The following is a 13,621-nucleotide window of genomic DNA, read 5'->3' as shown; positions in this document are numbered from 1 at the left end:
CATGGCCTTGCCCGGGTGTCCTGTCCGGAGGGTGCCTAGGTGACCCCTCAGAGCGCCATCTGGGCGCGGATAAGGCAGGACAAAGATGTCTCAGGCTAAAGAGCCAAAGCTGAGTGCGAGAAGTGCATCGGCTCCGGGATTCGTGGCGGTAGTCGCGGTCCTGGTGCTGACAGAGATTGTTTCAGCGTTCGAGCTCTCAATGATGTACGTAACCCTCCCCACGCTCATGGCCGACTTCCATGTGGATGCCAACGCCGTCGCCTGGGTCGTGACCATCTACCTTCTGGTGTCCGCGTCGGCGGCGCTGCTCGGCGGGCGCTTCGGCGATTTGTACGGCAGGCGACGGGTGATGGTGGTGGTGCTGGCCCTGGCCGCCATCGGCTCGCTGATCTCGCTGGTCGGCAGCAGCCTTGAAATGATCATCCTCGGCCGTGGCATCCAGGGTGCGGCCGGTGCCGTCATGGGCCTGGCCTTCGGCCTGGCTCGCGAGCACCTCGAAGAGAAGCGCCTGCCCGTGGGCGTTTCCATGATCGGGGCCTCCGCGCTGATCGCCGGTGCCGGCGGGGCACTGATTGCCGGTTTGATGATCGATACCTTCTCCTGGCACGGAATCTTCCTGTTCGCCGGTGTGCTCGCCGTGCTGGCGGTCATCGCGGTGCTCGTGGTGCTGCCGAAGGACAAGCCGCGCGCAACCACCGCTGGACGGCTGGATATCGCCGGGGCGCTGCTGCTGCCCATCGGTGCTTCGGGCGTCCTGCTGGGCCTGTCCAACAGCTCCAAGGCCGGTTGGGCCTCGCTGGAAGGCGGCGGGCTGCTGCTCGGCGGCCTGGTGGTCGTCGCCGTTTGGGTCTGGTGGGAACTGCTTTGCCAGCGCCCCATCGTGAACCTGCAGATGTTCAAGAACCGCCAGATCGCCTTGGCCATGACCGCCACCTTTCTGGCCGCGGTCGGACCGATCGGCGGCATGGCGGTGCCGAGCCAGTATGTGCTGCAGTACCCGGCGGAAATGGGCTTCGGACTGGGCTTCTCCGCCACCGCAGCCGGCCTGTTCAGCGGCGGCACCGCACTGCTGGGGTACTTCTTCTCCCCGCTGGGCGGCAAGCTCGCCCAGGCGTTCAACGCCCGCTTCGTGTTCATCACCGGCCTGCTGCTGATGCTGGCTGCTGTCGCCGCGATCATGTTCTCCCTGGGCAACCTGCTGGTCTTCCTGGTGGCCATGTCGGTCAACTCGGTGGGCATTGCCCTGACCTTCGGTGCCCTGCCCAACGTGCTGATCGAGGCGGTCCCGGAGACGCACACTTCGGAGAGCGCCGGAACCAACACCATGGTGCGCAATATCGGCCAGTCCGTAGCGACCGCTGTCGGAGCCTACCTGCTGGCCCGCCACCAGGATCCGGTGACCACTGCGGTGGGGGAGCAGGGAGTGTTCGAGGCCTTCGGCTTCGTGGCCATCTTCGGCTTGGCCGCACTGGTGCTCGCGTTCATGCTCAGCCGCACCCCGAAGGTCTGGGTGCCGCAGGATGCCGCCATGCAGCTGCCAAAGCAGGCAGAACCAGCTGATGATCTGGTCTAGCCGCCGCTAGCCGCTGCACTTTCGAACCTGACCGGCCCAGCTCTGTTTCGCAACGGAGCTGGGCCGGTCTTTGTTGTGCGCCACCTGATGCGGACATACCAAATCTCCGGCGTCAGCGCGATCCTACTTAAGTAGGAGGGTAAAGCTGAAAACACAGTTGAACTGATCTGGAATAAACCAACCAAGTTAGATACGTTGAGAGGGCAAGGCGCATCCAGGGATGTTCCAACTCGTGGATGGATGCCTAAGCGGCCGAATGGATCAGATGCGCGGGAAGCGGAGTAGGCATGTCGGTGATGACGAAAATCTTGATGGCGGCAATCTTGGCCGCCGGTGCTGTGGCGTTGGGCGCCTTCGGTGCGAGTATTGCTTCGTGGATAGCGGCCGGAGCTGCGGTAGCTATCGGCATCGTGGCGACCGCGCGGGTGAGCCGCGGGCCGAACTCGGCCGGATTTATCGTGGGCATCGCGGCCAGTACCACGACCTTCCTTGCGGTGCTGGCCGTGTCCACCGCTGCCATGCGGCTTCCTGAGTCTGTTGCGATGCAGCTTGCGGTGGTCCCCGTACTGTTGTGGACAGTATTAGCGATCGTGCACGGCAGGACCCGCCGTGCCGGCGTCCTGGGCTGAGGTCCGTGCTCGCCGTCCAAGTGGCCCGATGCCGATGCCCTGAATTCCTTTCAACCCATAGACGAAAACTAGAATCTAGTTATAGTCTTGTTGGAAATAGGTGACACGCGTCATAGAGTAATGGGCCGGAAGGGCAACAGCATGGCAATTTTTACTGAGAACATCGGCAAGGTCAGCGTCGGGGAACCCGTCAGCTGGGACCGGGACGCGGCACTGCTCTACGCGCTGAGCATCGGCGCTGGGCGTCCCGATGCCACCGATGGCATTGAGTACACGACGGAGAACTCCTTTGGCATCCAGCAAAAGGTCTTCCCGACCTTCGCCGTCATCCTCGGCGGCAGCGGTGGGTCCATGGATCATCTCGGCGACTTCAAGCTGCACCAGATCCTCCATGGGGGCCAGTCGCTGGTCCTGCACTGCGAACTCACTGCGCAGGGCATTGTCACCCCGCGCAGCTACATGAGTGCCGTCTACGACCAAGGCAAGAACGCCATCATCGAGCTGACCACCGAACTGGCGGATCCCGAGGGCCAGCTGGTCGCCACCAGCGTGACCTCCATGGTTATCCGTGGCGAAAACGGCTACGGCCCGCGTCCGGAGGCCGCCGGTGGCTGGACGTGGCCTGAGGGTGAGCCCGAGTCGGTCATCGAGCAGGCAACGAGCGTCGACCAAGCACTGCTCTACCGCCTGAACGGCGACCGCAATCCGCTGCACTCGGACCCGGTGATGGCCAGCAAAGTTGGCTTCCCGAAGCCAGTGCTGCATGGCCTGTGCACCTACGGCATGGCCGCCCTCGCGCTGTTGCGCGGCAACAAGCAACTGTCCGAGCGCGGCCTGGGTTCGATCACCGCACGCTTCGCCGCTCCGGTCTTCCCGGGACAGGTATTGGAAACGCGCATCTGGAACACCGCTGACGGTGCGCTGTTCCAGGTGCTCGCCGACGGCAAGATCGTGCTGGACCGGGGTGTTGCCACCTCTGCCGCCGTTGTTGCGGAAGGCACCGCCGAACTCCAGGATGCTGCCGCGAACTAGCTTGCAGTGCCTGGACCTAACGCCGCACCCGGCCGCCGATGATGGCGGGCCGGGTGCGGCGAATTATTTTTACGGGAAAATCGACGACTCAGTTTCACTGAACGCACCCGATATGATCGGGTTGAGAGTCCACAGCATAGGAACCACAAACGTGAAGACTGAGCAGCGCAGCACGAAGGCGTCCGGCGAAAAGCAGGGCAGCCGTGAAAAGATCCTAGAAGTAGCCACCGAATTGTTCCTCGAGCACGGCTATGCGGGGACGCCGCTCAGCGCCATCGCCGCACAATTGGATTTCACCAAGGCGGCGCTGTACTACCACTTCAAGAGCAAGGTCGATATCCTCTCAGGGATACTTTCTCCGCTGCTGGATGCGGTTGACGGGCTGCTGGAGCAGGCACCCGAAAGGTTCCCCGACGCGCAACAGCGCTGGGAATTCCTCTATAACTACTCGCAGGTCCTGCTCTCGCACTCCCGTGCCGTGGCCGTGCTGGGGATCAGCAGCAGCAACATCTGGCTGCCGCAGGAAATCAAGGAACGGATCGACTACCATCGCCGCCGCACCATGGAGCTGGCCATGCTCCCGGAGATGAGTGACGAAGAGCAGGTGAAAGCCATTTTGCTCATGGATGTGCTGCACCGGGAGATCGTTTTCACAGAAGACCGCATGGTGGTTCCCGGGATGACGCCCGAACGGCGCCGCGAGATCGTCTACGGCTTCATCCGCGAAGCGCTCGACGGGGCCGCAGCAACCCGCTGACCCCACGGCCAAGCCATGTTGCAGGCCAGGGCGCTGCTCTTGCGTGGCTAAATGAAACTGCCGAACCGCTGGCCGGCACATGCCCTCGTGGAACCAGGAAATAGCTCATGACCAGCCAGCGGGAACCAACGGCAGGCATTCGTCCGAGGAGCAACGCGGACCGCCTCCCGAAGGCTCGAATCGACGGGTTTGTTACGAGGACAACCCCCGTCGATCCATTAGTTTCGACGGTTTTCTGCCACCGATCTTCCCCCGGAAAAATTTCCGGGGGATTTTTCGTCCCAGTGGCCGGGACTGCAGTGTTCCCGTGGGGTCGCATTCACCGTGCTCCGCTGGGTTTTGACACCCCGTCGACGCTGGAAGATTCTCGATTCTTCGCTCGCGGCAGTGCCTTTTGTCCGCGGGCTGAAGTGCGGTCGAAGCAGGCTTAAGTCCTGTTTCCTGGATTGCTGCAAAGGTCGCCACCCGCGTCCGCTCACGCCGGGAAATCCCTGCCAAATGGCGATTGAATTGGAATAAGGTTCTTGTTTCTATTCTCTGGATATCCCAGTCCCGCGCCACGCTGAGCGGAACTGATTTGAGATCAGAATCAGGAATGCGTGCTCCGGTTTCCAGGTCTCCAGAAAGAATCGCATTTCTTCACTCTTGCCGTGCGGATCCGCGGAGTCCAACCTGCCGTGCAAAGAAATTTCTCCTCTTTGAAACTCCTCCGCGAGTAGCTCAAGAACCAGCGGTGCGCAAGACGTTGACTACTTGCCGGCCGGTAAGTAATCTGGGTCACACTCCACCGTCGTCGACGGTAAACGCCTAGTCAAAGACGAAAGGCAACCTAATGCATTTACGTTCTTCCACGGAGATCCAGTCTCTCCGCGAGGAGCTCCGCTCCTATTTCGCCGCGCTCCTCACCGATGAGGTGCGCGCAGGCTTGAAGCAAGAAGGCGAGGCCGGCGGACCGGTCCACTCAGCGGTGCAACGCCAGATGGGCCAGGACGGATGGCTCGGCATCGGATGGCCCGTCGAGTACGGAGGCCAGGGCCGCGGCCCAGCCGCGCAGTTCGTCTTCTACGACGAGGCCTACCGTGCCGATGCCCCGATCCCGATGATCACCATGACCACCGTCGGTCCTACCCTGATGAGCCACGGCAGCCAGGAGCAGAAGGACTACTTCCTTCCCAAGATCCTCGCCGGCGAGCTGGTCGTGTCCATCGGCTACACCGAAGCCGAGGCCGGCACAGACCTGGCCTCGCTGACCACCCGTGCGGTGCGCGACGGCGACGAGTACGTGATCAACGGCTCCAAGGTCTTCACCTCCGGCGGCGACGGCGCCGACTGGATCTGGCTGGCGGCGCGCACCGATCCGGACGCACCGAAGCACAAGGGCATCTCGCTGATCCTGGTGCCCACCAGCGACCCGGGCTTCTCTGCCACCCCGATCCACACCGTGGGCGGCTTCAGCACCACCGCCACCTACTACGACAACATCCGCGTGCCGGTCACCAATGTCGTGGGCAAGGAAAACGAAGGCTGGAAGCTGATCACCACCCAGCTGAACCATGAGCGCGTGGGCCTGGCGGCCTTCAGCGGCATCTGCGAAGGCCAGCTGGACGACGTGCGCGAATGGCTCAAGGACCAGGTCACCGCCGACGGCACCCCGCTGGCTGACGAGCCCTGGGTCCGCTCGCTGCTGGCCACCTCCACCGCCCGGCTGCGCGCCATGCGCTTGATGAACTGGAAGCTGGTGGAAACCACCGCCCAGGGGTCGCTGGATCCGGGTTCGGCCTCAGCGGCCAAGGTCTTCGCCACCGAAACCGTCATCGACGTGTACCGGTCGCTGCTGGAAATCGTGGGCGGCACCGCCACCCGCATCACGGATGCCCCGTGGAACTTCGACACCGGACGCCTGGCGCTGATGAACCTCGGCGCCCAGATCAATACCTTCGGCGGAGGAGTCGCCGAAATCCAGCGCGAAATCGTCGCCTGGACCACCCTCGGCATGGCAAGGAGCGCACGTTGAGCACTGTGAGCATTAATAACACCATCGAGGCTCCAAGCATGGAGTTCTCCCTCGACGAGGAGCAGGCGGGCCTGACCGACCTGGCCGCGCAGATCTTCTCCTCGCTGAGCACCGACGGGCTGTACGCCGCCGGGGAACAGGCCGGCGCCGCCTACGACGAAGCCCTCTGGGGCCAGGTCGTGGAATCGGGGCTGATCGACGCGCTGCTGCCGATGGGCGAAGGCGAGCCGGGACTGGGCATGGCTGGGCTGGCGCTGGTCGCCCGCGAACAGGGCCGCGCCCTAGGCCGCATCCCGTTCATCAGCACCGCCGTCGCTGCCCTGGCCATCACCGAATTCGGCGGCCACGAGCAGCTGCTCGAAGGCATCAGCTCTGGCTCGGTGCGCATCGCCGCGCTGCAGCCCGAGGTGCGCCGCCGGGTTAACGGCACCGCCTCCGGCGACGGCTGGATGCTGGATGGCGCCATCGAACTGGGCTACCTGGTCCCTTCGGCCACCCACCTGATGGTGCAGTTCCACACCGGAACCGGGCAGCTGACCGCGCTGATCGAGAAGGACCGCGCGGGCATCAGCGTTCACGAGTACCGCGGGCTCTCCCGCCAGCAGCACGCCGAACTTGCCTTCACCGGCGTGCAGCTGCAGGCCTCTGACCTGATTGGCGCAGAGCAGCCTGCCGGCACGGTCTCGGCATGGATCCGTCCGCGACTGCTCACCGCGGCCGCCGCGCTGATGTCCGGCGTGGGCGCCGAAGCGCTGCGCCGCACCGCCGCCTACACCAATGAGCGCAAGCAGTTCGGGCGCGCCATCGCCACCAACCAGGGCGTGGCCCTGCGCGCGGCGGACGCGTTCATCGACACCGAAACCACATGGCTGTCCACCATCGACGCGGCCTGGCAGCTGGATCACGACGGCGACGGGGCCGAAGCGGCCTTCGGCGCCTCCTGGCTGGCCCGCGAGGCAGGATTCCGCGTGGTGCACACCACCCAGCACCTGCATGGCGGCATGGGCGCAGACCTGGACAACCACATCCACCGCTTCTTCGTGTGGATGCGAGAACTGGACGTGCTCTGGGGCACCGCAGGGCAGGTGTCCGAGGAACTCGCCGCCGTCATCCTGGACGGAGAGCAATCATGAGCGCGCCGGCGGCCGCGGGCAAGGACCGCACCCACGCCGGGCAGAGCGTGGCGGCCGTGCTGGCGATCCTGGTGATCGCCGAGGTGGTTGCGGCCTTCGAGACCTCCATGGCGGTGCAGCTGCTGTACACCCCGGGCGAGTTCTTCACCTCGGATCTCTCCCAGCTGGTCTGGGTGGTCACCTCCTACTCGCTGGTCGCGGCGCTGGCCACCAGTTTCGTCGGACGCCTGGGCGACCAGTTCGGCCGCCGCAAGATCCTGGCCTGGGTGCTGCTGCTCTCGGCCCTGGGTTCGGTCATCAGCGCCGTCGCCCCGAGTTTCGGCATCCTCGTCGCCGGCCGCGCCTTGCAGGGCGTGTCCGGTGCGGTGCTGCCGCTGGCCATCGGCATGGTCCGCTCCACCTTCCCGGAGCACAAGATCGGCACCGGCATCGCGGTGGTCTCCACCTCCGCGCTGATTGCCGGCGCGGGCGGCATGCTCGGCGGCGGACTGTTCCTCGACTACGCCACCTGGCACTGGATCTTCTGGACCGCGGCGATCTTCGCCTGCGTGGCCGCGGCGCTGGTGCACTTCGGCATCACCCGCGAACCGAAGTCCTCGCTGGCCTGCGCGGTGCACGTGGACTGGGCGGGCGGCCTGATGTTCGGCATCGGCATCGCCGGCGCGCTGTACGGCCTGACCCTGAGCAAGTCCCTGGGCTTCGCCAACCCTCAGGTGCTGCTCTTCCTGGTCGGCGGACTGGTGCTGCTGGCGCTGTGGGTCCGCTGGGAGCTGCGCACCCGCGAGCCGATGATCGACGTGCGGATGTTCGCCCAGCGCAAGTTCGCCCTGGGCATGCTGGCCACCGCGCTGATCGCTATCGGCCCGATCGGCACCACGAATATCCTCACCGTGACCCTGTACCGCAATCCGAACAGCATCCCGCTGGCGGACGGCAGCGTCATGGAGCTGCCGGTGGGCCTGGGGCTGAGCGCCTCCGTGACCGGCCTGCTCGGCTTCATCACCGCCGCCGCGGCGTTTGCGATCTCGCCGCTGATCGGCCGGATCTCCAGCCGCTTCGGGGCCCGCATGGGCCTGATGATCGGCTCGCTGCTGACCATCATCGGCCTGCTAATCGTGTGCATCGACCCGACCAGCATCGCGGTGGTCATCTCCGGCATGGTGGTGGTGATCTTCGGAACCGGCTTCCTCTACTCGGGAATGCCGACAGTGATCGTCGAATGCGTGCTGCCGGAACAAACCAGCACCGCCACGGGCGTCAATGCAGTGACCCGTACGGCCTTCCAGGCGGTTGCCGCCTCGGTCGTGGGCCTGTTGCTCGTGTTCTCGCCCGTTGCAGCAGGCGAGAACACGTTCGTCTCGATGACCGGCTTCCTGCTCGTCGTGGGTGTGCTCATCGCCACCTGCCTGCTGACCATCGTCGTGGTCCTTTTCATTCCAGCGACGAAGCCGGCAGGCGCGGCCAGCGGCAAGCCACAGGTCTCCAACCTCACCCTTAAGGATTGACAATGAACACCGTTCTCGAAACGAAACTTCAAACTACCAGAGATCTACTTGACCTGCGAGCCGAAGACCACCACCCCGGCCTGCTCTTCGAAGGGCGCATCTGGACCTGGGCGGAAGTCGTGGCAGAATGCAAGGTCCGCGCCCATCTGATGCTCTCGCTGCACGACGAAGGCAAGCCCTTCCACGTGGGCGTGATGCTTGAAAACGACCCCGAATACATCTTCGCCATCGGCGGCGCGGCCTACGCCGGCGCCACCGTGGTGGGCATCAACCTCACCCGCCGCGGCGAGGAGCTGGCCCGCGACATCGCGTACACCGACGTGGAGATCCTGCTGACCACCCGCGAGCTGGAAGGCTACTTCAACGGGGTGGACTCCGGGGTGCCCGCCGCGCAGACCCGCTACATCGAGAGCGCGGAGTACGCCCGCGAGCTGGATTCGCTGCGCCACCTGCCGCGCCCGGAGGCGCCGGCGGCCGGGGACCCGGATACCACGCTGCTGCTGCTGTTCACCTCCGGCTCCACCGGGGACCCGAAGGCGGTCATCTGCACCACCGGGCGGCTGTTCCGCACTGCGGAATTCCAGCACATGGGCCTGGGCCGCCAGGACGTCAGCTACAACTCCATGCCGCTGTTCCACGGCAACGGCATCTTCGCCTGCTGGGCCAACCCGCTGTACACCGGAGGCACCTTCGCGCTGGCCCGCAAGTTCTCCGCCTCCGGGTTCCTGCCGGATCTGATGCGCTACAAGGCCACCTACTTCAACTACGTGGGCCGCTCGCTGTCCTACCTGCTGGCGCAGCCGGAAAAGGCCGCCGAAGCCGAAACCTACCTGCGCTCCTGCTTCGGCACCGAAGCCAGCGAATTCGATTTGGCCGAGTTCCACCGCCGCTTCGGGGTCTGGCCGACCGAAAGCTACGGCGCCTCCGAGGGCGGGCTGACCCTGAAGCGCACCGACGATTGCCCGGCCGGCGCGCTGGGCGTTGCCCCGGAAGGCATGGACGCGGCGGTGGTCAACCCGGACACCATGGAACCGTGCCCGCCGGCGATCTTCTCCGAGAACGGGCGCATCCTGAACGCCGAAGAAGCCATCGGCGAGCTGGTGAACCTCACCGGCGCCGCCCTGTTCGAGGGCTACTACAAGAACCCCGAGGCGGTGGCCGAGCGCGTGCGCGGCACCGCGTTCCTCACCGGGGACCTGGCCTACCGCGACGAGGCAGGCTTCTTCTACTTCGCCGGGCGCACCTCGGATAGGCTGCGCGTGGACAGCGAGAACTTCTCCGCCGCCCCGGTGGAACGCGTGCTCTCCCGCTACCCGGGGGTCACGCTGGCCGCCGTCTACCCGGTGCCCGATGCCCGCACCGGCGACCAGGTCATGGCCACGCTGCAGTTCGATGACCCGCAGTCCTTCGACCCGGTCGACTTCGCACGGTTCCTGGAGTCCCAGCCGGACTTGGGCACCAAGTGGGCCCCGCGCTTCCTCTCGGTGGTCTCCGACGTGCCGGTGACCGCTACCCAGAAGATCAACAAGCCCAGCCTGCGCCGCGAGGCCTGGCTGGTCAACGAGAACGTTTTCCACCGCCCGGGGCGGGAGATCGCCTTCGAGGTGCTGGACGAATCCGCCCTGGCGCAGCTGGAAGCCCTGTTCGAGCAGAACGGCCGCGCCCACCTGCTGCCGCTGAAGCCCGCCGAAACCACCATTAAGGAGACAGTATGAGCCAGGATCCCAATGTCCTGATCGGCGAGATGATCGCCGCCGGCAACGAGAGGATCAGCGTCGCCCGCGACGAGGTCAACCGGCCCATGATCCACCACCTGTGCGACGCGATGGAGGAAACCAACCCGATCTACCTGGACCCGGAGGCCGCCCGCGCCGCCGGCCACCCGGACGTCGTGGCCCCGCCCTCGGCGCTGCAGGTCTGGAACATGATCAACCCCTCGGACCCTCAGATCGAATCCGACGTGGACCGTGCCTACGCCCACCTGGCCGAGTGCGGCTACCCGAAGGTCGTGGCAGTGAACTGCGACCAGGAATACGACCGCTACCTGGTCCCCGGCGACCTGCTGACCGCCAGCGAGAAGGTCGAATCCTTCGTCGGACCCAAGCAGACGGGCCTGGGCGAGGGCTACTTCATCACCACCTTGACCACCTACACCGACCAGCAGGGCGACCGCGTGGGCACCATGCGCTTCCGCACCCTGTGGTACAACCCTGAAAAGAGGAACTCGTAATGAGCGAAACGCTGACCGAGACCCCGGCCACGGCCAAGAGCCAGGCCCTGCGTCCCCGCCCGGCCATCAACCTGGACAACGCCTTCTTCTTCGAGTCCCTGAACGAGCGCGGCGAACTGAGCATCCAGCACTGCGACGACTGCAACGAGCTGCGCCACCCGCCGGTGCCGATGTGCCCCGAGTGTAACTCGCTGCACTGGTCGCCGAAGACCATGTCGGGCCGCGGCATCCTGCACAGCTACGTGGTCATGTACCACCCGATCGTCCCGCCGTTCGAGCCGGGCTACATCGTGGCAGTGGTGGAGCTTGAAGAGGGCGTCCGCGTGGTCATGAACCTGGAGGGCGTGGCCCGCGAAGACGTGCAAATCGGCATGCCGCTGCACATCGCCGCAGAGCGCATGGACGCCGAGCTGGTCCTCCCGGTCGCCCGTCCGGCAGGGGGCGCGGCATGAGCAGCGTAGGCACCGCCGCCCGCACCGGCATCGAGGCCGGCACCCGGCTTCCCGAGCTGCGCATCCCGATCACCGCCACGCTGATCGTCACCGGGGCCATCGCCACCCGCGACTTCCAGAAGGTGCACCACGACAAGGACGTGGCCGAAGCAGCCGGCACCCCGAACGTCTTCATGAACATCCTGACCACCAACGCGCTGGTCAACCGCTACGTGGGCGAATGGGCAGGTCCGGCCGCCCGCGTGGGCCGGATCAATATCCGCCTGGGCGCCACCAACTTCCCGGGCGACGAAATGGTCTTCACCGGCACCGTCGAGTCCGTCGACGGCGAGAACGTCGTCGTGAAGGTCATCGGCACCAACTCCCTGGGCCCGCATGTGACGGGCACCGTCAACCTTACGATCCCATCGAAAGGGGAATCGGCATGAGCAACCTGCTGAACAAGGCAGTCATCGTAGGCATTGGCGCCACCGAGTTCTCCAAGAACTCCGGCCGCTCCGAGCTGCAGCTGGCCCAGGAGGCCGCCCTGGCCGCCTGCCGCGACGCCGGAGTGGACCCGCATGACGTGGATGGCATGGTCACCTACTCCATGGACACCAACCCGGCCATCGAGGTGGCCCGCGGACTTGGCTGCAAGGAGCTGAACTTCTTCAGCCACGTGGACTACGGGGGAGGCGCCGCCGCCGGCACCATCCTGCACGCGGCCATGGCGGTGGCCACCGGCGTGGCCAAGACCGTGGTCTGCTACCGCGCCTTCAACGAGCGCTCCGGCGCCCGCTTCGGCGCGGCGATGAGCACCGAGGGCATGGCCCCGGATGCCCGCGCCGCCGCCTACGCCTGGACCCTGCCCTTCGGGTTGATGACCCCTGCCTCCTGGGTGGGCATGTTCGCCCAGCGCTACATGCACCTTTCTGGCGCCACCTCCGAGGACTTCGGCCGCGTGGCGGTGGCTGACCGCAAGCATGCTGCCACCAACCCGAAGGCCTGGTTCTACGGGAAGCCGATCACCCTGGAAGACCACCAGAACTCGCGCTGGATCGCCGATCCGCTGCACCTGCTGGACTGCTGCCAGGAATCCGACGGCGGCCAGGCATTCGTGATCACCACCCCGGAACGCGCCAAGGACCTGCCGGGCAAGGCAGTGACCATCCGCGCCGCCGCCCAGGGCGCGGCCTATGACCAGCACACCATGGTCAGCTACTACCGCAAGGACGGCGACCGCGCGCTGCCGGAGATGGGCAACGTGGCACGCCAGCTGTGGAATGACACCGGGCTGCGCCCGGAAGATATCGACACCGCGGTGCTCTATGACCACTTCACCCCGTTCGTGCTCGCGCAGCTGGAGGAATTCGGCTTCTGCGGCCGCGGCGAGGCGAAGGACTTCATCAAGAACGGCGCCATCGAGCTGGGCGGGCGGCTGCCGATCAACCCCAATGGCGGCCAGCTGGGCGAAGCTTACATCCACGGCATGAACGGCATCGCCGAGGGTGTGCGCCAGCTGCGCGGCACTGCGGTGAACCAGGTGGCCAACGCCCGCAACGTGCTGGTCACCGCCGGCACCGGCGTACCGACGAGCGCATTGATCCTGGGCAATGACTAGGCAGGTGGCCCTGCCGGACGGCGGAACGCAGGTTCGCGCGGCCGGCGGGCAGAAGCTGCTGGATGCCGCCGGGCAGGTGCGCGAGCTGCTCGATGCGATGGTCCGGCTTCCGGCGGACACCGAAGTGGCCCAGGAATTGGGCGCACGCCTGGACGGCGTGCTCGAACTGCTGCGCGGCGCCGTGGCCGAGGAGCGGGAAATGGTCCTGGACTCCTTCGGCGAGCGCGGCGAGGACTACATGGACCGCTCGCCGGTGTCCGGGGTGCTGAACCCGATCGCCCCGCCGATATCGATGCGCATGGACGGGCGGAGCGGGGTGCGTACCACCACCCGGTTGGGCCTGCCCTACCAGGGGCCTCCGGGCCGGGTGCACGGGGGATGGGTGGCCACGCTCCTGGATCACCTGATGGGTTTCGCCGCCGGCACGGTGGCGCAGTGGATCTTCACCCGGTCGCTGACCGTGGACTACGACCATGCGGTGCCATTGTTCGAGCAGCTGGAGCTTTCTGCCTGGGTGGAGGAAATCGACGGCCGCAAGATCTGGGTCAGGGGCCAGATCGAGGCAGGAGGCAAGGTTGTGGCCCAGGCCCGGGGGCTGTGGCTGCCGCCGCGCGATGCTCCGCCGGAACAGGGCTGAGAAAGGCAGGCAGGCAATCGAAGCCAGTCGGGGCGGGGTGCGGGTACGGCGTAGAACGC

Annotated in this window: 13 protein-coding genes; all 13 read left to right on the top strand. The window is 65.8% G+C overall.

What is annotated here, in order from left to right:
• Nucleotides 1-85 precede the first annotated feature (85 nt).
• Nucleotides 86-1,573 (top strand): MFS transporter, encoded by a 1,488-nt coding sequence (locus tag ATK23_RS11795; RefSeq protein ID WP_083515607.1) that lies wholly within the window; start codon nt 86-88, stop codon nt 1,571-1,573.
• Nucleotides 1,574-1,869: 296 nt separating this feature from the next.
• Nucleotides 1,870-2,202, top strand: coding sequence for a hypothetical protein (locus ATK23_RS11790; RefSeq protein ID WP_223308800.1), 333 nt, complete (start codon nt 1,870-1,872; stop codon nt 2,200-2,202).
• Nucleotides 2,203-2,343: 141 nt separating this feature from the next.
• A complete protein-coding gene (locus tag ATK23_RS11785; RefSeq protein WP_167550508.1) occupies nt 2,344-3,234 on the top strand; it encodes a MaoC family dehydratase in 891 nt (296 codons plus the stop codon).
• A 151-nt stretch (nt 3,235-3,385) separates the two neighbouring features.
• Complete coding sequence (locus ATK23_RS11780) at nt 3,386-3,991, top strand: TetR/AcrR family transcriptional regulator (RefSeq protein ID WP_066142209.1); 606 nt, start codon at nt 3,386-3,388, stop codon at nt 3,989-3,991.
• Nucleotides 3,992-4,823: 832 nt separating this feature from the next.
• Nucleotides 4,824-6,005 (top strand): acyl-CoA dehydrogenase family protein, encoded by a 1,182-nt coding sequence (locus tag ATK23_RS11775; protein ID WP_066142207.1) that lies wholly within the window; start codon nt 4,824-4,826, stop codon nt 6,003-6,005.
• A 5-nt stretch (nt 6,006-6,010) separates the two neighbouring features.
• A complete protein-coding gene (locus ATK23_RS11770; RefSeq protein WP_245858511.1) occupies nt 6,011-7,138 on the top strand; it encodes an acyl-CoA dehydrogenase family protein in 1,128 nt (375 codons plus the stop codon).
• Nucleotides 7,135-8,643, top strand: coding sequence for an MFS transporter (locus ATK23_RS11765; RefSeq protein ID WP_066142197.1), 1,509 nt, complete (start codon nt 7,135-7,137; stop codon nt 8,641-8,643). Before ATK23_RS11770 ends, ATK23_RS11765 begins: the two co-directional genes overlap by 4 nt.
• Before the next feature lie 2 nt (nt 8,644-8,645).
• A complete protein-coding gene (locus tag ATK23_RS11760; RefSeq protein WP_066142195.1) occupies nt 8,646-10,358 on the top strand; it encodes an AMP-binding protein in 1,713 nt (570 codons plus the stop codon).
• A complete protein-coding gene (locus ATK23_RS11755; RefSeq protein ID WP_066142192.1) occupies nt 10,355-10,873 on the top strand; it encodes an FAS1-like dehydratase domain-containing protein in 519 nt (172 codons plus the stop codon). Before ATK23_RS11760 ends, ATK23_RS11755 begins: the two co-directional genes overlap by 4 nt.
• On the top strand, nt 10,873-11,325 hold the full coding sequence (locus ATK23_RS11750) for a Zn-ribbon domain-containing OB-fold protein (protein ID WP_052772516.1): 453 nt from the start codon (nt 10,873-10,875) through the stop codon (nt 11,323-11,325). Before ATK23_RS11755 ends, ATK23_RS11750 begins: the two co-directional genes overlap by 1 nt.
• Nucleotides 11,322-11,753: a MaoC/PaaZ C-terminal domain-containing protein gene (locus ATK23_RS11745; protein WP_066142188.1), complete on the top strand. Its 432-nt coding sequence runs from the start codon at nt 11,322-11,324 to the stop codon at nt 11,751-11,753. Before ATK23_RS11750 ends, ATK23_RS11745 begins: the two co-directional genes overlap by 4 nt.
• The gene (locus tag ATK23_RS11740) at nt 11,750-12,925 is read left to right on the top strand and encodes a lipid-transfer protein (RefSeq protein ID WP_066142186.1); all 1,176 of its coding nucleotides are present in this window, start codon (nt 11,750-11,752) and stop codon (nt 12,923-12,925) included. The genes ATK23_RS11745 and ATK23_RS11740 overlap by 4 nt, the downstream gene beginning before the upstream one ends.
• Complete coding sequence (locus ATK23_RS11735; protein WP_100339273.1) at nt 12,918-13,562, top strand: PaaI family thioesterase; 645 nt, start codon at nt 12,918-12,920, stop codon at nt 13,560-13,562. Before ATK23_RS11740 ends, ATK23_RS11735 begins: the two co-directional genes overlap by 8 nt.
• Nucleotides 13,563-13,621: the final 59 nt, after the last annotated feature.

It is taken from the genome of Glutamicibacter nicotianae, assembly GCF_002797775.1.
In the GTDB taxonomy this organism is placed as follows: domain Bacteria; phylum Actinomycetota; class Actinomycetes; order Actinomycetales; family Micrococcaceae; genus Glutamicibacter; species Glutamicibacter nicotianae.
Note: the sequence above shows the minus strand (reverse complement) of the source record. Positions and strands in the feature narration are given on the sequence as shown.